The following is an 18,948-nucleotide window of genomic DNA, read 5'->3' on the forward strand; positions in this document are numbered from 1 at the left end:
ATTCCCGCCACCGGACTCGACGCCCGCCGGCCGTCGGACCCCGCGCGTCGTGTCACGTCGTACCGAGGTACGCCTCTCTCACCGCGGGGTTCGCACGCACCTCGGCCGGCGTCCCCTCGGCGAGGACCGCGCCGAGGTCCAGCGCGACGACCCGCGAGCACACGTCCATCACGAACGCCACGTTGTGCTCGACCAGCAGCACCGCGCAGCCCTCCTCCTGCGCCAGGCGCCGCACCACGGCGGCGAGCTGTTCCCGTTCCGGCGCCGACATCCCGGACGCCGGTTCGTCGAGCAGCAACACCCTCGGCGGGTCGGCCACGGCACGGGCCAGTTCCGCCATCCGGGCCCGGCCGACGGGCAGCCCGCCGGCGTACTGGTCCCCGAGCGACCCGATCCCGCAGGACGCCAGGACCCGTTGGCCCCGCTCGCGCCGCTCCCGCTCCCGGCGGCGACGCGCCGGGAGCGCCAACAGGTCGGCTCCGAGACCGCCCCCGCCACCGCGCCACTCCTGGGCGACGAGCACGTTGTCGGCCACGCTGAGCTGCCCGAACAGCTGCTGGCGCTGGAACGTGCGCCGCATCCCGTGCCGGGCCCGCCAGACGGGGGAGCGGCGCGTGACGTCCGCCCCGTCGAGCAGGATCCGGCCGCGGTCGGGCCGCCGGATCCCGGACAGGACGTCGAACAGGGTCGTCTTCCCCGCCCCGTTCGGCCCGATCAGCCCGCACACCTCCCCGGCGCGGACCCCCAGGTCCACGCCGGTCAGGGCCCTGACCCCGCCGAAGCGCACGCTGATGCCGGTCGCCTCCAGTACGTGGCCGCCGCTCATGGCACCATCCCCAGGTAGGCCTCGGTCAGCCGATCGGCCTCCACCTCGGCCCTGGGGCCGCACCAGGAGACCCGGCCCTGCGCGAGGTAGGCCACGGTGTCGGCGATCCCCAGGATCTCCGCCGCCTTCTCCTCGACCAGCAGCAACGCGGTACCGGCGTCCCGGATCTCCGTGAGGAGCCCGTACACCTCGTCCACCACGCGCGGCGCGAGGCCGAGCGAGGGCTCGTCCGCGATCAGCACCTGCGGCGGGCGCTCCAGCAACGGGGCGAGGGCCAGCATCTGCTGCTCGCCTCCCGACAGGGCCCCGGCCACCACCGAACGGCGTTCCCCGAGCCGCGGGAAGCGGTCGTAGACGGCGGTCCTGGCGGCGGCCTCCGGGAGGTACAGGGCCAGGTTCTCCTCGATGGTGAGCGCGGGGAAGATCCCCCGTCCCTCCGGAGCCAGCAGGACCCCGGCCCGGGAGCGGAGCACCGCCCCGTCCCCGGTGGCGTCCCGCCCGCCGATCAGGACGGTCCCGCCGGTGACGGGGAGCAGCCCGGCGGCGACCCGGCAGGCGGTGGACTTCCCGGCCCCGTTGGGCCCGAGCACGGCGAGGATCTCACCCCGACGCACCGTGAGCCCGACCCCGTGCAGGACGAGACCTCCGTCGTACCCGGCGGTGACATCGCGCAGCTCCAGCGCGGGCAGCCCGCGCGCGTCCGCCCCGCCGCCCGCCGCCGTCCCGCGGTGCGCGTCGGCGGTCGCGCCGGGTGTCGCGCCGGTCCTCGCCCCGGTCCGGGGCTCCGGCCTTCGGGCGGGCGGTACGGTGCCCACCCCGGTAACCGCGTCCGGTGTCCGGCCGGTGACCTCCGCCTTCGCATCCGCCCCGGCCCCGGCCCCGGCCCCGGCCCCGGCCCCGGCCTCCGCTCCCGCAGCGGGACCGGTCCTCTTCGACGGGGCGGGTCCGGCCGGGAACGCCCCGGCACCGGCGGCGGCCGCCCGGCGGGCGCGGCGCACCGGAAGGGCGGCGCAGTACCCGTCCGGATCGTTCGCGAGGGCCAGACCCGCCAGCCCGAACAGGATCACCGGAAGGTGCGCCGATTCCGTCACCCAGTCGGCCAGCACCCGCGGGGCCACGGCGAAGACCAGCCCCGCCACCACCGCGTACTGCGGCCGGCGGACCCCGGCCGCCACGACGACGGCGAGCCACACCAGCCCCGTCATGGCCGTGAAGTCGGTCGCCGTGATCCGGGTGTTGAACGAGGCGTACATGACGCCGCCGAAGCCGGCCAGTCCGGCGGACAGCATGAACAGCGTCAGCTTCGTGCGCAGGACGGACACCCCGGACGCCATGGCCGCCGCCGGCGCCGACCGTACGGCGAGCATCGCCCGCCCCGACGGCGAATCGCGCAGCGCGCCCAGTGCGGCGGCCACGACGGCGGCCAGGACGACGAGGGCCACCCCGAAGGCGCGGTCGTCCGACAGGTCCAGCGGACCGATCACCGGACGCGGTACGGACCAACCGGAGTCCCCGTTGCGCAGCCACCGCAGCTGGAACAGCACCTGGTCGGCGAGGAAGGCCAGGGCCAGCGTGGCCAGCGCGAGGGAACGTCCGCCGAGCCGCAGCGCGGGCAGCGCGACGAGCGCCCCGAGCACGGCAGCCACGCAGGTTCCCACCGCCAGCGCCGCCACGAAGGGCCAGCCCCGACTCATCAGGAGGCCCGCGACGAGCGCGGCGCCGGTGACGAAGGTGGCCTGGGCCAGCGACACCATCGAGCCGAGCCCGGTCACCACGGTGAACGACATGAACACGAGCGCGATGGCCAGGCCCTGCGCGAGCAACCCGGTCCAGAAGGGGGTGGTGACGGTGTAGAACGCCACGCACAGCAGGGCGGCGGCCACCGCCCACCCGCCCCACCGGCGCGTCCAGGACGCGCCCGCGAGATGGTCCGGGGACGGCACCTCGACGGCGGAGACCCCCGCGGCGCGGGCCCGTCGGGTCAGCACCAGCAGCCCCCCGAACAGGATCAGGAACGGTACCGCCGTGCGGAACCCGGTGATCCCCTCGGCGAAGGAGGCGTAGCCCGCCACCAGGTTCTGCAGGACGCCGAGCCCCAGCCCGCCCGCGAAGGCGAGCGGTACGGACGCGAACCGGCCGATGACGGCGGCGGTCGCCGACACGAACAGGAACAGGGTGAAGTCGTGCGCGGAAAGCCCCAGCAGCGGGGTCGCCAGCACGCCCGCGAGGCCCGCCAGACCCGACGAGATCATCCACGCGATCGACGAGAGCCGGTCGGCGCTGATCCCGCGCAGCTCGGTCAGCGAGCGGTTGTCGACGGCTGCCCGCAGCCGCAGGCCGAGGCGGGTGTGCCGCATCAGCACCCACAGGGCCACGGCGACGACGGCCGTGACGACCCAGGTGATCAGTTGGTCGGAGTCGACGCCGACACCGTCCGCGAGCTGCCAGGACCTGGCCGGGCTCGGTCCCACCCCCGGCAGCCCGAACTGGTTCTCGGCGGGCTCGACCGGCGCGCCCGCGCCGGCCAGCAGCTCCACCGTCCACAGTCCGGCGGCGGGCAGCGCGACGAGCAGCCCGATGGTCGCCACGATCTGGGCGGTCTCCCCGACCCGGGCGAGCCGCCGGAACATCAGCCGGTCCAGTCCCCATCCGAGCCCGGGCGCCAGGACGCACACCACCAGCAACGCGGCGGGAACGGCCGGCCAGCCCAGCCCGGAGTGCAGCTCGTAGAACGTGAGCGCGCACAGGTAGGCGGTCGCGCCATGCGCGAAGTTGAACAGCCCGGACGCCGAGTACGACAGCACCAGCCCGGTGGCCAGCAGTGCGTACAGGGCGCCGGACACCAGGCCGCTCAGTACGAAGACGAGCAGGTCTTCCATCCCGCTGCCCCGGCCCTCAGGTGAAGGGGATCGGTTCGTGGCACTTGAACGGCACGGACACCTCGTACTTGCCGTCCTTCAGCTGCACCAGCGCCCCGCAGCCGAAGCTGTCCTTCTGCCCCTTCGGCTCCGCCCGGTCGCCGACGAGGGTGCCGGTGTCGGAGAAGCCCTGCGCGGCGGCCTGGAACGAGGTGACGGTCAGGTCCTTCCCGGCCTTCTGCGCGATGGCCAGGAAGAGGTCGGCGGACATGTACCCGGTCAGCATGTGCATGTTGAGGGGGACGTCCTGGCCGCCCGCCGCCGCCTTGATGTCCGCCTTGAAGCGGGCCATGCCGGCGCTGTCCGACTCGAAGGGCTCGAACTGGAGCAGCACGTGCACCCCGTCCAGGGCCTGCTTGGTGGCGTCCTTGGCGAGCAAGCCCGGGTCGTAGTCCGTCGGGTCGGACAGCAGCCCCTTGTAGCCGCCGCGCTTGAGCGCGGTGAACAGGCCGATGTTGTTGGGGGTCTGCATGACGGAGACGACGGCGTCGGGGGCCTTGCCGCCGTTGCTGCCGAGGATGTCCTTGACGTACGCCGACCAGTCGCTGGGCACGGCGGTCGCCGGGACCGACGCCTTGGCGTAGGACACCGTGAACCCGGCGCTGGTGAAGCCCTGTTGGAAGGTGCGGATGCCGAACTTCCCGGCGTCGCTGTCGTTCGCGATGATCGCCACGGACTTGCCCTGCTTGCCGCCGAGCACCTGTCCGATGCCCTCGGGCCAGGTCTGGTTGATGGTGCCGCCGGGGCTCGGGACCAGGCAGCCGTTGAACCCGTAGATGTGCTTGGGCCCGCAGAATGACGGCAGGGTGCCCCAGCCGAAGGTGGGGACCTTCTCCTGTTCCAGGAAGTCCGCTCCGGAGAAGGTCACCGAGCTCATGGGGGAGACCGCGAAGACCTTGTCCTGCTGGACGAGCTTGCGGGCGGCGGCCAGGTTCCTGCCGGGGTCCTGGCCGTCGTCCTCCGCCCCGATGTAGTCGATCCGCCGGCCGTGCACTCCGCCTTCCGCGTTGGCCCGCAGGTAGCGGGCCTTGGCCCCGAGGTCGGTGTCCTTCTTGCTGTAGCCGCCGGCGCTCGTCATCGACACGATGCCGCCGACCTTGATGGATTCGGCGCTCACCCCGCGAACGGCCGTGTCCCCGCCCCCGGGCTTGCCCGGGTCGGTGTGGTTGGAGGCGGAGTTGCAGGCGGAGACGAGCGCGAGGGCGGCCGCCACGGCGGCCAGGGCGCGGATGGATCGAGGCATGGGTGGATCCCCCTCGGGTCGGAATCCCCGCATTCTGTGCGCGAGCTGACGCACCGTCAATATCAATCACCAAGTAAAATGACGGACCGTCAGATGAGCGTCGGATGAGGCGTCGGGTGGCCTCGCCCGAGACCGCGGTCACGACGGGTACAGGCCCTCGACCTCCCGTGCGTACGCCTTCTCGATCGCACGGCGCTTCAGTTTCAGGGACGGGGTCAACAGCCCGCGCTCCTCCGTGAACTGCTCGGCGAGCACCCGGAAGGTCCGGATCCCCTCCGCCTGCGAGACCAGCGTGTTGGCCGCCACCACCGCCCGCCGCACCTCGGCCGCCAGCTCCGGATCCCCCACCACCTCGGTGGCCGTCAGCTGCGGCAGCCCCCGCAGCGACAGCCAGTGCGCGACCCCCTCCATGTCCAGGGTCACCAGCGCCGCGATGAACGGCCGGTCGTTGCCCACCAGCACGCACTGCGACACCAGCGGATGCGAGCGCACCCGCTCCTCCAACGCGGTCGGCGCGACGCTCTTCCCGTTGGAGGTGACCAGGATCTCCTTCTTCCGGCCGGTGATGGTGAGGTACCCGTCGCGGTCGAGCCGGCCCAGGTCCCCGGTCGCCAGCCAGCCGCCGCGCAGCACCTCCGCCGTCGCCCGCGGATCGTTCAGGTACCCGGAGAAGATGTGCCCGCCGTACAGCCACACCTCCCCGTCCTGCGCGATGTGGACCGTACTGCCCGGGATGGGCTGCCCCACCGTCCCGTACTTCGTCGCCCCCGGCGGATTCGCGGTCGCGGCCGCGGACGACTCCGTCAGGCCGTACCCCTCGAACACCCTGATGCCCGCGCCGTCGAAGAACAGCCCGAGCCGCCGCGACATCGCCGAGCCGCCCGACATCGCGTGCCGCACCCGGCCGCCCATGGCCTCCCGGACCTTCCCGTACACCAGCCTCTCGAACAGCTGGTGCTCCATCCGCAGCCCGGCCGAGGGTCCCGACCCCGTCCCGAAGGCCTTCTCCTCCCGGGCCTCCGCGTACCGCACGGCCGTCTCCACCGCCCGGTCGAACGGCCCGGCGCGCCCCTCCGACTCCGCCTTCCGGCGGGCCGCCGCGAACACCTTCTCGAACACGTGCGGCACTCCCAGCACGAACGTCGGCCGGAACGCGGCCAGGTCCGGCAGGAGTTCGGCCGCCGCCAGCACCGGCTGGTGCCCCAACTTCACCCGGGCCCGCACCGCGGCCACCTCGACCATCCGCCCGAAGACGTGCGCCAGCGGCAGGAACAACAGCGTCGACGGCTGCTCGCCCGGCCCCGCCCGGAAGACCGGCTCCCAGCGCGCCACCATCGTGTCGGCCTCGAACATGAAGTTCGCGTGGGTGAGCACACAGCCCTTGGGTCTGCCCGTCGTCCCCGAGGTGTAGATGACCGTCGCCACGGCGTCCGGGGTGACGGCCCGCCGGTGCCGGTGCACCACGTCGTCGGCCACCGTGCGGCCGTCCGCCACCAGTTCCTCGACCGCGCCCGCGTCGAGCTGCCACAACCGGCGCAGCCCGGGCAGCCCCTCGATGCCCGATCCGACCGTCATCGCCTGGTTCTCGTCCTCCACCACGCACCCGACGCAGTCCGCGTCCTGGAGGATCCACTGGACCTGGTCCGCCGAGGAGGTCGGGTAGATCGGCACCGGCTGCGCCCCGATCGCCCACAACGCGAAGTCGAACAGCGTCCACTCGTAGCGGGTACGGGACATCAGCGCGACCCGGTCCCCGAACCGGATGCCCTGCGCGAGCAGCCCCTTGGCCAGCGCGAGCACCTCCCCGGCCAGCTCCCGCGAGGTCACGTCGCACCAGACGCCGCCCGTCTTGCGGCCGAGCACCACCCGGTCCGGATCCTGCCCGGCGTACTCGAAGACCACATCGGCCAGACCGCCGACCGGCACGCTCGTGACCACGGGTGGGACGGTGAACTCGCGCAACATCCCGCTCCTCTCCCTGGGGCGCCGCGACGCTACCCCACCGGACCCCGCACCCGGCAGCCCCCGGCAAACCTCCACAAGATCCCTACGGCCCGCCCGGGGCCCCGCCCGACCGCCCGGAATCCGGCCCCGCCCCCGCTCCGGACCCGCGGCACACCACCCCGGCCCCGGCGCCCCCGGCGGCCGGCCCGAAGCCGGTCTACGCCGGCCTGCTGAGGCGGTCCCCGCCCGCGAGGACGGCGGCCGCCAGGGCCTCACCGGCCGGTGTCGGCCGCCGCCCCTGGAGCAGCGCGAACTCCACCGGCCCCAGTTCCGGCAGCCCCCCCACCCGGGTCAGCCCCGGTGGGATCAACCCCTTGGTGTGCGCCATCACCCCCAGTCCCGCGCGGGCCGCCGCGATGAGACCGCTCAGGCTGCCGCTCGTACAGGCGATGCGCCAGGACCGGCCCTCCCGTTCCAGTACCTCCAGGGCCCTGGCCCTGGTGATGCCCGGCGGCGGGAAGAGGATCAGCGGCACCGGACGCTCGGGATCCACCCGCAGCCCCTCCGCCCCGATCCAGACCATGCGGTCCCGCCACACCAGCCGACCCCGCTCGTCCCCGGGCCCGCGCCGCTTGGCCAGCACCAGGTCCAGCCGCCCCGCGTCGAGCCGCTCGTGCAGCGTGCCCGACAACTCCACCGACAGTTCCAGGTCCACCTCGGGGTGCTCGTGCCGGAACCCCTCCAGGATCTCCGGCAGCCGGGTCAGGACGAAGTCCTCCGACGCCCCGAACCGCAGCCGCCCGCGCAGCCGGGTCCCCGTGAACCAGGCGGCCGCCCGCTCGTGCGCCTCCAGGATGGTCCGCGCGAACCCCAGCAGCGCCTCGCCGTCCTCCGTCAGCGCCACGCTGTGCGTGTCCCGGACGAAGAGCGCCCGCCCGGTGGCCTCCTCCAACCGCCGCACGTGCTGGCTGACCGTGGACTGCCGCACCCCGAGCCGGTCCGCGGCCTGCGTGAAGCTCAGCGTCTGGGCCACCGTGAGGAACGTACGCAACTGAACGGGGTCGTACATGCGGCCATGCTAGGGCCTGTCGTCGAAGTCCCGCCGTCGCCCGGAGGGCGGCCTCGCGTCGGCGGGGGACGAGCCGGTGGCCATCGCGTCCCGTGATGACAGTCAGCGCGGTATGCGGGTTTCCCGATGGCCCGGGATTCGCGACCATGGGCAGAGGGCCCGCGCCGAGTCCGGCCCCCGGCTCCGCCCGACCCCGCCGGCGCGGTCCGGCCCCGCCCGTACCGCCCCGACAGCAAGCGAGCCCCCGTATGCGCCGCCCCCGACTCCCTTCCTGGCTCCCGCTGGACCCGTACATCCTGGCCCTGCTCGGGACCGTCGGCCTGGCCGCCCTGTTCCCCGCCCGGGGCGAGGCCGCAGGCGTCGCGAACGGCGCCGCGACCGGTGCGGTGGCCCTGCTCTTCTTCCTCTACGGGGCCCGCCTCTCCACCCGCGAGGCCATCGAGGGCCTGCGCCACTGGAGGCTCCACCTCACCGTGCTGGCCTGCACCTTCGTACTCTTCCCGCTGCTCGGCCTGGCCGCCGGATTCCTCGTGCCCGGCCTCCTGACGCAACCCCTCTACAGCGGTCTGCTCTTCCTCTGCCTGGTCCCCTCGACCGTCCAGTCGTCCATAGCCTTCACCTCCATCGCACGCGGCAACGTCCCCGCCGCGATCTGCGCCGGCTCCTTCTCCAGCCTCATCGGGATCGTCCTCACCCCCCTGCTCGCCGCCGCCCTGCTCGACAGCGGCTCGGGCGGGTTCTCCCTCGACTCCCTCCTCAAGATCGTCGTACAGCTCCTGCTGCCGTTCCTCCTCGGCCAGGTCCTGCGCCCCTGGGTCGGCGGTTTCCTCGTCCGCCGCCGGCAGGTCCTCGGCTACGTCGACCGCGGCTCGATCCTGCTCGTCGTCTACGCCGCCTTCAGCGCGGGCATGGCGGCCGGGATCTGGCACCAGGTCAGCCTCCCGCGGCTCGGCGCGCTGATCCTCGTGGAGGCCGTGCTCCTCGCCGTGATGCTGCTGGTCACCTGGTACGGCACCAAGCGCCTCGGGTTCAACCGCGAGGACCGCATCGCCATCCAGTTCGCCGGGTCGAAGAAGAGCCTCGCCGCCGGTCTGCCCATGGCCAGCGTCCTGTTCGGAGCCCAGGCCGGCCTCGCCGTACTGCCGCTGATGCTGTTCCACCAGATGCAGCTGATGGTCTGTGCGGTCCTGGCCCGACGCCGCGCCCAGGACCCGGTCACCGGCGCCCCCGCCGATGTGGCGGAGGTCTCCCGCGCCGTCCAACACCCCGCCCCTCAGGGCCGGTAACGTGCGTCGGTGACCTGGATACGCCCGCTCGCCGCCCACGCCCCACGCCCCTGCACCCTGGTGGTCTGCCGGGGTTGTTGCTGCGGGGACCCGCGCAAGAACCCGGGCTCCGACCACGCGGGCCAACTCGCCCGGCTGCGCGAGGCGGCAGCCGCTTCGGAGGGCCTGCTGGCCGTCCGTACGAGCGAGTGCCTCGGACCGTGCGCCCAGGCCAACGTCATCGTGGTCCAGCCCACCACCGAGAACCGCCGCCGGGGCGCGCGCGCCGTCTGGTTCGGCTTCGCCCTGGACGACACCGCGACGGACGAGATCATCGCCTGGGCCGAATCCGGCGGACCGGGCGCCACCCCGCTCCCGGCCACCCTCGACCTCCACCGGATCGACCCGCCGGAACCCAAGCCCGCCCCCACCTCCCGCCGCGGCCGCCGCCGCTAGGGCGTGTTCTGAAGGTCTCGCCCGACCCCGGGCGCCCGATCCGCGGCGCCCGACCCGCGGCGCCCGACCCGCTACGCGTCCGGCAGGACGATCCGTTGCTCGCCCGCGTACACGTTCATGTCCCGGCCCCGCAGGAAGCCCACCAGCGTCAGACCCGACTCCAGGGCCAGGTCCACCGCCAGCGAGGACGGCGCCGACACCGCCGCCAGTACGGGTATCCCGGCCATCACGGCCTTCTGCGCCAGCTCGAAGGACGCCCGTCCCGAGACCAGTAGCACCGCTCCCGTCAACGGCAGCCGGCCGGCCTGGGCGGCCCGGCCGACGATCTTGTCCACGGCGTTGTGCCGCCCCACGTCCTCCCGTACGTCGAGCAGCTCGCCCTCCGCCGAGAACAGACCGGCCGCGTGCAGTCCGCCCGTCCGGTCGAAGACCTTCTGCGCCGCCCGCAACCGGCCCGGCAGCTCGGCGAGGAGCTCCGGGGTGACCCGTACCGGATCGGCGGCGATGCCGGGGAAGCGCGTCGCCGTACGGACCGCGTCCAGGCTGGCCTTGCCGCACAGACCGCACGAGGAGGTCGTGTAGACGTTCCGCTCCAGCGTGATGTCCGGCAGCGGCACTCCCGCGGCCAGCTGCACGTTGACCACGTTGTAGGTGTTCGAACCGTCCTCCGCGGCGCCCTCGCAGTAGGTCACCGCCCTGACGTCCGAGGCGTGCGCGATCACGCCCTCGCTCACCAGGAAGCCGACGGCCAGCGCGAAGTCGTCGCCCGGCGTGCGCATGGTGATGGCCAGCGGTTTCCCGTTCAGCCGGATCTCCAGCGGCTCCTCGGCGACCAGCGTGTCCGGGCGGACCCCGACCACCCCGTCCCGGATCCGCACGACGCGGCGCCGCTCGGTGACCCGTCCCATGGCGATCGCCCACCCGTTCTGTCCCTCGTCGTGCACCTGACTAGGACATTCTCGCGGATCTGCGGCGCACGGAGCCCCCGGCAGGAAGTTGCTCGGAATTCTCCAAACATCGGTGTGAGATTCCTGTCGGGTCACGCGCCCCTGTACCGACCGGTAGCAGGTCAAGCTGGGGAATCCTGACTTCCGTACAGAGGGGGACCCCGCCCATGACCGGTTCACGCGTGGTGGCGCTAGGGCACTACCAGCCCGCGAAAGTGCTCACCAACGAGGACCTCGCGGCCATGGTCGACACGAACGACGAGTGGATCCGGTCCCGGGTCGGCATCCGGACCCGTCACGTCGCGGGGCCCGAGGAACCGGTCGACGAGCTGGCCTACCAGGCCGCCGGGAAGGCGCTCGCGAACGCCGGACTGATCCCCGACGACATCGACCTCGTCCTGGTGGCCACCTCCACCGCCATCGACCGCTCGCCCAACATGGCCGCCCGCGTCGCCGCGAAGCTCGGCATGGTCGGCGGTCCGGCCGTCATGGACATCAACGTCGTCTGCTCGGGCTTCACGCACGCCCTGGCCACCGCCGACCACGCGATCCGCGCGGGCTCCGCCACCCGCGCCCTGGTCATCGGCGCCGACAAGATGACCGAGATCACCGACTACACCGACCGCGCCACCTGCGTGCTCACCGGTGACGGCGCCGGCGCGGCCGTCGTCGAGGCCTGCGAGGAGCCGGGCATCGGCCCCGTCCTGTGGGGTTCGGTACCGGAAATGGGTCACGCGGTGCGCATCGAGGGCACGCCCCCGGTCTTCGCGCAGGAGGGCCAGTCCGTCTACCGCTGGACCACCAGCCAGCTGCCGCCGCTCGCCCGCAAGGTCTGCGAGAAGGCAGGGATCACCCCGGAAGAACTCGCCGGCGTCGTCCTCCACCAGGCCAACCTGCGGATCATCGAGCCCCTTGCCGCCCGGATCGGCGCCGTCAACGCCGTCGTCGCGCGCGACGTGGTCGACTCGGGGAACACCTCGGCGGCCAGCATCCCGATGGCCCTGTCGAAGCTCGTGGAACGCCGCGAGATCCCCGTCGGCGCACCCGTCCTGCTGTTCGGCTTCGGCGGCAACCTCTCGTACGCGGGCCAGGTCATCCACTGCCCGTAGGCGCGGCCCGGCGCCGCCCCTCCGGGTCACGTCCCCACGTGGACCGGCCCGGGGGCGGGCGCCGACCGCACCCACTCCGCGAGACGCTCCGTCCCGCCACCCGGTGTCGGGCATGCGCGCAGGTCAGCGCGGCGTGGCGGAGTACGGGCGCCCCGGATATGTGGTCGGAACCCCTCCGATCCTTTGCTATTGTTGTCCATGTCGCCGCGGGAAACCGGGGCCGACCACCTGGTCCGGGTGGCGGAATGGCAGACGCGCTAGCTTGAGGTGCTAGTGCCCTTTATCGGGCGTGGGGGTTCAAGTCCCCCCTCGGACACAAGCAAGAGCCCCACACTTCGTGTGGGGCTCTTCTGCGTTCCCGTGCCTCCCTGTGTCGGGAGGCCGGGCGGGCGTCACATGCGCAACACCACCAGGCCGTCGGGCGGCGGGAGGGTGCCCGGGACGACCTCGGTGAAGGTGCGGGGGAGCGAGAGGCGCGGCCCGTCGGGGGCGCCGAGGGACGGGGCGTCGAAGAGGTAGGCCGCCGCCGCCGCGGGGTCGCTGACCAGGTGGGGGCCGCCCGGGGCGGCCGTGGCACAGGTGATGCGGGTCAGCGGGGTGCGGAACAGCCGGCCCAGGTGGCGCAGCGTCTCCGGGGTCATCCGGGTCGAGGGGGGCCCGGCGTCGGGAGCGGGGTCGGCGGGCGGGGCGTCCGGCGGGATGGCGCCCGACAGCAGCAGGGCCAACAGCACCGGGACGGCCTTGCGGCGCAGGGCCTCGGTCGCCGGGCGCAGGCGGTGGGCGTGGGCTGCGGGCAGGGACAGCGCGAGGCTGCCCGCCGCGTTGCCCGTGGCGATCGGTACGGCCGCGCAGACGACGCCGGGGGAGTACTCGCGCAGGTCGAAGACGGGGGCGCCCGGGGTGACCGCGTCGAGGGCGCTGAACAGGACCCGGCTGTCGGTGATGGTGCGCGGGGTGAGCCGGGCCGGTCGGTGGCGGGCGACGTGGTCGGCCCGGCCGTCGTGGTCGAGCTGCGTCAGCAGGCACTTGCCGACCGCGCTGGCGTGCGCGGCCGCGCGGAAGTCCACCCACTCGCGCACCGGAGGGGCGCCCGGCCCGTCCGCCATCTGGGTGATCCGGACCTCGCCCTCGGCGTACCGGCTCAGGTACACGGCGGCGCCCGCGCTGTCACGGGCCAGGGCCAGGGTGCGTTGGAGCTGGCCCGCCAGGCCCTGTCCGCCGGGTGCCGCGAGGCGGTCCAGGGCCGGGCCGCGCCCGTAGACCCCCGCTCCCGGGCGGTAGGCGTACTCCTCCTCGCACAACATGGCGAGCAGCGGGCCCAGTTCCGCCTCGGTCAGGCCCGTCTCCCGGCCCAGCCGGCCGACCCGGACGCCGAGCGGGTGCCGCTCCAGGACGCGTACGACGGCCAGCGCCCGGCGCGCCTGTGCCATGGCCTCGCCGGTGTCGGCCCCGGGCGTCGATCCCCGTGCGGCGGAGGTCAGCGCCGGGTGGCGCAGGGGTCCCGCGTCGGGGCGGGGTCGGGGCGCGCGCAGCGGAGGCGGCGGCAGGAACGCGGCCAGGACCGGGACCAGTCCGGGCTTCGGCAGCGGTACCGGGCCCAGGTCGGGATCGTCCGTCTGATCGACGTAGCGCAGGACGGCTGCCTGGGCGCACAGCCGTACCTCGCGCAGCTCGCGGCGGCCGCCCGGGCGGAAGCCGCGCAGCGCCAGCTCCCGCGCCCAGACCCGGGCGTCGTGGTGCTCGCCGCGCCGGGAGTGGTCGAGGAAGAGGCAGTAGGCGGCGGGCGCGGTGCGCGCGGTGCCCGCGCCGGCCGCGAACTGCCACCAGAACCGGGATCCTTCGCGCAGGCCGGCCAGGTGCAGGAGGCAGCCGAAGACGACCGCGCCCGGCAGGTCGGTGTGCCGACCGTCGAGGAAGCGGCCGAGGTCGTGTTCCGCGCGCGGGTCGCAGACGACGCCCAGGCAGAGGGCCTTCAGGTCGCGGCGGGCCCGTTCGGCGTCGAGGGGGCAGTCGCGGGCGGGATCGCTCCAGCCGAAGGGGCGGCGGCGGACCCGGCCGACGCTCGCCGCGACGCCCGGTACGAGGGGGACGCGCAGCAGCCGGGCCTCGGCGGCGCCGAGGTCGTAGTGCGGGTAGCGGTCGCGGACGCCGGCCCGGTCCAGGAACTCGGCCAGCGCGCGCGGGTACCCGTCGCGGTCGAGGCCCTCCGGCGGCCTCATGATTCGGCGGCCGCGTCGAGCAGCCGGGCCAGCCGCCGGTGCGCCTGGCCGAGTTGCGAGCGGACGGTGGCCTCGTCGACGCCCATCACGTCGGCGGCCTCCCCGGGGGTGCACTGGAGTCCGTAGCGCAGCATCACGGTGTCCCGTTGTCGTTCCGCGAGGCGGGAGACGGCGGAGTAGAAGCGGATCGTGTCGGTCAGCACCTCGTACTGATCGGCGTGCGCTTCCTTCAGGGCGGCTTCGAAGGCGCTGATGTCCATGGGCTCGGGCTGCCCGCGTCGGGGATCGCGGCGGCGTTGCCAGTCGACGATGCGCTGCTTGAGGACGGTCCAGGCGTAGGCGTCGAGACGGTCCATGTGGAGCATCCGGAGCCATTCGTTCATGATCGAGTCGAAGGTGGCGTCGACGGCGTCCTCCGCGGCCGCGTCGGAACCGAGCTGGAGGTACGCGAAGCGCATGTACGCGGGCCGCCGGTTCGCGTGGAAGGCCCAGTACGAAAGGCGCGCGGTCGGATCCCACTGGCTCATCGGTGTCGGCTGTCGGCGCCGACTCGGCAGTCCCACGGCCCCACCGGACTCCTCCGGTCCGCCATCGTTCACCGTTCCCCACCTCATCCCCTGGTGCGGGGGCCATCAGACCAGCGCGGGCGCACTCGGAGGGCGCAGAGAAGAAACCTGGAAATATTACGTTCGGTGATGATCGATTCTTGATCGACCTTGACCGCGTGGCGGCCTGACCAGCGCATACGCATATGCCGGATGCGATCCCGACTCCGGGGGTCCTCCAACGGCACACCCACAGCGTGTGACCATCCCATGATTCACTCGTTTGTCTGAGCGTGGCCACCTCACAGCGATCCGGCTCCACCGCCGTCGAACAGGCCGAGGCGGTGCTCGTCGAGCACTACCCCCATCTGGTCCGCCTCGCGTACGTCACCCTCCCCGACTCCCTGGGGCGACACGCCCGGGTGCTCCTGGCGCACCGGGTCGTGCAACGGGCCCTGCCCCGAGCCGGCGGTGGCCCCGACCCGGGCGGACCCGGCGGCCCCGACAGCCCGGGCGGCCCCCTGGGCGGCGTACGGGTCCGGGTGCTGCGCGCCGCCCTCGCCCCCGCCGGGCGGGCACGCGCACTCCTCGTCCGGGTCGGTTGGCCGCCGGCGCCCCCCTTCGTCTGGGGGCTGCGGCTCTGGCCCCCGGCCGGCGGGATCGACGAGGTGGCCCGCCTGCTCGGTGGCGCGCCCGCGCCCGTCCGGGCCGCGTTCGTCCTGCACCGCCTGGACGGCCTGCCCGAGGAGGCCGTCGTCCGGCTGCTCGGCGCGGCCGGCGCCGGCGACGCGGCCGACGGGCTCCGCGAAGCCCTGGCCGTGCCCGTCGACGAGACGCTCCTGCGGACGCTGACCACACCGGAGTTCGACGCCGGCGTGGTCAGCACCCGACCCACCGACCTGCTGCGCCGCCGCCGCAGGGTGCGCGCCGGGTGGGCCGCGGTGGCGGCACTGGCCCTTACCGGCGGGGTCCTCGTCGCCGACGGGAGCCCGGCCGGAACCCCGACCGCACCCGCCGCGGGACCGGTCGCCGCCGGGGTGCTCGACCCCGCCCGACTGGTCCGGGTCCCCGCCGAGGCCTGGGCCGACACCGCCCGCGTCGACTTCACCGCCTGGCCCGCCCGCGGCGCGCGCACCGCCGACCGGTCCCTCCTCGCCCGGGCCCTCGGCGCCTGGGCGGCCCGGCCCGGCGGCGTCACCGTCTCCGCCGCCCCGGGCACCGTCACCGACCCGCCGGCGCACCACCCCCAACTGCTGTACGCCGGGAACGTGCCGGACGCCGGGGCCGGGCCGGGCCGGACGGTGGTGCTGCTCCTCGACGGCGACCGCGTCGTCCGCTACACCGAGGCCGCGGCCGGCCCCCGCGGTCGGACCCTGGACTTCGCCCGCACCGACGAGGCCGGGGTCACCACCGCCGCCGCCCTCGCCCTCGGGCCGACCACCGACGGGCAGCCCGCGCGCTACCTGCTCGCCCCCTGGATCGCCACGGCCGGCACCCGCGACCTGCTCCGCCCCGGGGACGGCACCACCGCGCTGGCCGTCGGCGCCGACGGGGTCACGGCCCCGGCCGCGGTGCCCCGTACCGTCGGGAGCTGTGACGCCTGGCCCGCGCTCGAACTGACCTCCTCCGCCCGGATCGTGGAGAAGCACTCCTTCGTCCTCGCCGACCTGGGCACGCCGACACCCGTCCACCTCACCTACACCCCGCTCCCCGACGGCCCCGGCGCCGTCGCCGCCCGCCAGCCCCGCGAGGCGACCGGCGCCGCCGCCCGAGCCGCCTGGGCGCCCGTGGCCTGTCGGCTGCGGGAACTGCGCGGCGGCGGCGTACGGGCCGTCAACGTCTGGGACTTCGCCGCCTCGGAACTCCCCGACGGCGCCGGCCGGGCGGTGTGGACCTGCACCCGCGCCTCCGGATGGGCCGGACCGGGCGACGTCCTCGTCCAGCTGCGGCTGCCCGCCGGGCCGCCGCAGGACGTCACGCGCGCCCGGTCCACCGCCGCCTGCGGACGCTTCGGCCAACACCTCCTCGCGGGCACCCGCTGGCGCTCCCCGGCGGGCCGCTGGTACCTCATCGCCGCCGGGAGCCGGGAGGTCGCCGGCATCACCGCGTCCGGCGCGGTCCGCGCGGAGGCGAACGGCCGCACCCTGACCGCCCCGGCCGCGGCGGAGGGCGCCCCCGTCTCCCTGACGGCCCGGCTCCTGAGCGGCGGCCGGATTACCGCACTCGACGGCGCCGGGGGCGGCCGCGACTGAGGCACAGACGCCGGGTACGACCGGATGCCGGCGGGGGCCCGACCGGGGCGTCCGGCCGGGGGTGTCCGCCGGCGCCCCGGTCGCGGCCGTCCGGCTCCCGGACGACGGTCGGTGGCCTGGTCCACCGCCTGTAGCATGGGCCCATCGCGAGGGCCGTGACGGAGAGGTCACGACCCTCGCTTTTGCGTTACGTCCACCCCGACAAAATGCGGCGCGTGCCCTTTCGGCGGTTCGATACGATGAACCCCATCACAATCCGTCACCGGCACATCGTCACCGCATGAACGAAATGGAGCATCCGAGGATGGCTCGACACCTGATCACCAGCGCGCTTCCGTACATCAACGGGATCAAGCACCTGGGCAACATGGTCGGGTCGATGCTTCCGGCGGATGTGTACTCCCGGTACCTCCGCCAGCGCGGCCACGACGTCCTGTACATCTGCGCCACCGACGAGCACGGCACCCCCGCCGAACTCGCCGCGAAGGAAGCCGGCATCTCCGTCGCCGACTTCTGCGCGCAGGCCCACGACGCCCAGAAGGCGGTCTACGACGGCTTCGCGCTGTCCTTCGACTACTTCGGCCGCAGCTCCTCCCGGCAGAACGCGGAGATCACGCAGCACTTCGCGCGCAAGCTCCAGGAGAACGGCTTCATCGAGGAGCGGGCGATCCGGCAGGTCTACTCGCCCGCCGACGAGCGCTTCCTGCCGGACCGCTACGTCGAGGGCACCTGCCCGCACTGCGGCTACGACAAGGCCCGCGGCGACCAGTGCGAGAACTGCACCCGCGTCCTGGACCCCACGGACCTGATCGAGCCCCGCTCGGCCATCTCCGGCTCCACCGACCTGGAGGTCCGCGAGACCAAGCACCTCTTCCTCCTGCAGTCGAAGCTCCAGGTCGAGGTGGAGGCCTGGGTCGCCGAGCACGAGGAGGAGTGGCCGCAGCTGGCGTCCTCCATCGCCCGCAAGTGGCTGACCGAGGGCCTGCACGACCGCGCGATCACCCGTGACCTCGACTGGGGCGTTCCCGTCCCGGCCGACACGTGGCCCGAACTGGCCGCCGACGGCAAGGTCTTCTACGTCTGGTTCGACGCCCCGATCGAGTACATCGCCTCCACCAAGGAGTGGGCGGACGCCGACCCGGCCGAGCGCGACTACAAGTCCTGGTGGTACGAGGCCGAGGACGTGCGCTACACCCAGTTCATGGCCAAGGACAACGTCCCGTTCCACACGGTGATGTTCCCGGCCACCGAGCTGGGCACCCGCGAGCCGTGGAAGAAGGTCGACTACGTCAAGGCCTTCAACTGGCTGACGTACTACGGCGGCAAGTTCTCCACCTCGCAGAAGCGCGGCGTCTTCACCGACCAGGCCCTCGCCATCCTCCCGGCCGACTACTGGCGCTACTTCCTCATCGCCAACGCCCCCGAGTCCGACGACTCGTCCTTCACGTGGGAGCACTTCGCCGCCACGGTCAACAAGGACCTCGCCGACACCCTCGGCAACTTCGTCAACCGCGTCCTGTCCTTCTCCCGCAAGCGCTTCGGGGACGACGTCCCCGCGGGCAACCAGGCCGGAGAGGCCGAGGCGAAGCTCGGCGGACAGATCGCCGAACTGCTGGCCGAGTACGAGGGCCACATGGAAACCCTCCAGTACCGCAAGGCCGCCGCCGCGCTGCGCGCCCTGTGGTCGGCCGGCAACTCCTACCTGGAGGAGAAGGCCCCCTGGCTGGAGATCAAGACCGACCCGGAGGGCGCGGCGCTCACCCTGCGCACCGCGATGAACCTCATCCACCTCTACTCGGTCGTCTCCGAGCCCTTCATCCCCGCCTCGGCGCACGCCATGCGCTCCGCGTTCTCCCTCGCCGACGACACCGCGACGTGGGTGACGCCGGAGCAGGCGAAGGCGCTGGACGCGGTACCGGCCGGAACCCCGTTCACCGTGCCGCCGGTGCTCTTCGCGAAGATCACCGAGGAGGACCTGGAGTCCTACCGCGAGCGCTTCGGCGGCTTCCCGGAGGCCTGAGGCACCGGGGCCCGAGGGCCCCGCGCACGACCGCCCGGAGGGGCGCGTCCCGACACGGGACGCGCTCCTCCGGCGCGTCCGGGCGGCGGCGGGAGGTAGGGGAAACCCCACCACGAAGAGGCCACTTGGGCGTGC

Annotated in this window: 12 protein-coding genes, 1 tRNA gene and 1 pseudogene; 6 read left to right on the forward strand and 8 right to left on the reverse strand. The window is 73.7% G+C overall.

From position 1 onward, the window contains the following. Positions 1-52: 52 nt before the first annotated feature. The 5 genes from ACFVS6_RS27755 to ACFVS6_RS27775 all read right to left on the reverse strand — a co-directional run bounded on the left by ACFVS6_RS27755 (position 53) and on the right by ACFVS6_RS27775 (position 8,000). Positions 53-826: an ABC transporter ATP-binding protein gene (locus tag ACFVS6_RS27755; protein WP_389707957.1), complete on the reverse strand. Its 774-nt coding sequence runs from the start codon at positions 824-826 to the stop codon at positions 53-55. Then, entirely contained in the window at positions 823-3,705 is a 2,883-nt protein-coding gene (locus tag ACFVS6_RS27760; protein WP_389707958.1) for an ATP-binding cassette domain-containing protein, read from the reverse strand. Before ACFVS6_RS27760 ends, ACFVS6_RS27755 begins: the two co-directional genes overlap by 4 nt. Positions 3,706-3,721: 16 nt before the next feature. Then, positions 3,722-4,987 (reverse strand): ABC transporter substrate-binding protein, encoded by a 1,266-nt coding sequence (locus tag ACFVS6_RS27765; protein ID WP_389707960.1) that lies wholly within the window; start codon positions 4,985-4,987, stop codon positions 3,722-3,724. 138 nt (positions 4,988-5,125) lie between these two features. Continuing rightward, complete coding sequence (locus ACFVS6_RS27770; protein WP_389707990.1) at positions 5,126-6,949, reverse strand: AMP-dependent synthetase/ligase; 1,824 nt, start codon at positions 6,947-6,949, stop codon at positions 5,126-5,128. Positions 6,950-7,148: 199 nt separating this feature from the next. Continuing rightward, entirely contained in the window at positions 7,149-8,000 is an 852-nt protein-coding gene (locus ACFVS6_RS27775; RefSeq protein ID WP_389707962.1) for a LysR family transcriptional regulator, read from the reverse strand. 248 nt (positions 8,001-8,248) lie between these two features. On the opposite strand from ACFVS6_RS27775, the gene ACFVS6_RS27780 reads away from it, so the two are divergent. After that, a complete protein-coding gene (locus ACFVS6_RS27780) occupies positions 8,249-9,286 on the forward strand; it encodes a bile acid:sodium symporter family protein (RefSeq protein ID WP_389707964.1) in 1,038 nt (345 codons plus the stop codon). A 9-nt stretch (positions 9,287-9,295) separates the two neighbouring features. Beyond that, the gene (locus ACFVS6_RS27785; RefSeq protein WP_389707966.1) at positions 9,296-9,721 is read left to right on the forward strand and encodes a (2Fe-2S) ferredoxin domain-containing protein; all 426 of its coding nucleotides are present in this window, start codon (positions 9,296-9,298) and stop codon (positions 9,719-9,721) included. Between the two features lie 71 nt (positions 9,722-9,792). Here ACFVS6_RS27785 and fdhD read toward each other — a convergent pair whose 3' ends face one another. Further along, entirely contained in the window at positions 9,793-10,629 is an 837-nt protein-coding gene (gene fdhD, locus ACFVS6_RS27790; RefSeq protein WP_389707992.1) for a formate dehydrogenase accessory sulfurtransferase FdhD, read from the reverse strand. Between the two features lie 206 nt (positions 10,630-10,835). On the opposite strand from fdhD, the gene ACFVS6_RS27795 reads away from it, so the two are divergent. Next, positions 10,836-11,777: a beta-ketoacyl-ACP synthase III gene (locus tag ACFVS6_RS27795; RefSeq protein WP_389707968.1), complete on the forward strand. Its 942-nt coding sequence runs from the start codon at positions 10,836-10,838 to the stop codon at positions 11,775-11,777. Positions 11,778-12,008: 231 nt separating this feature from the next. After that, a tRNA-Leu gene (locus ACFVS6_RS27800) sits at positions 12,009-12,093 on the forward strand. Positions 12,094-12,487: 394 nt separating this feature from the next. Here the strand turns inward: ACFVS6_RS27800 and ACFVS6_RS27805 are convergent. Together ACFVS6_RS27805 and ACFVS6_RS27810 are read right to left on the reverse strand one after the other, a co-directional pair. Continuing rightward, positions 12,488-13,224, reverse strand: a pseudogene (locus tag ACFVS6_RS27805) (IclR family transcriptional regulator C-terminal domain-containing protein); the annotation flags it as partial. A 768-nt stretch (positions 13,225-13,992) separates the two neighbouring features. Then, the gene (locus ACFVS6_RS27810; RefSeq protein WP_389707970.1) at positions 13,993-14,523 is read right to left on the reverse strand and encodes a sigma-70 family RNA polymerase sigma factor; all 531 of its coding nucleotides are present in this window, start codon (positions 14,521-14,523) and stop codon (positions 13,993-13,995) included. A gap of 311 nt (positions 14,524-14,834) precedes the next feature. Here ACFVS6_RS27810 and ACFVS6_RS27815 point away from each other — a divergent pair, with 311 nt between their 5' ends. Both ACFVS6_RS27815 and metG read left to right on the forward strand, forming a co-directional pair. Next, a complete protein-coding gene (locus ACFVS6_RS27815; RefSeq protein ID WP_389707972.1) occupies positions 14,835-16,793 on the forward strand; it encodes a hypothetical protein in 1,959 nt (652 codons plus the stop codon). Between the two features lie 304 nt (positions 16,794-17,097). Further along, entirely contained in the window at positions 17,098-18,813 is a 1,716-nt protein-coding gene (gene metG, locus ACFVS6_RS27820; protein ID WP_389707994.1) for a methionine--tRNA ligase, read from the forward strand. Positions 18,814-18,948: the final 135 nt, after the last annotated feature.

This window comes from Streptomyces sp. NPDC057939, assembly GCF_042887545.1.
Classification (GTDB): Bacteria; Actinomycetota; Actinomycetes; order Streptomycetales; family Streptomycetaceae; genus Streptomyces.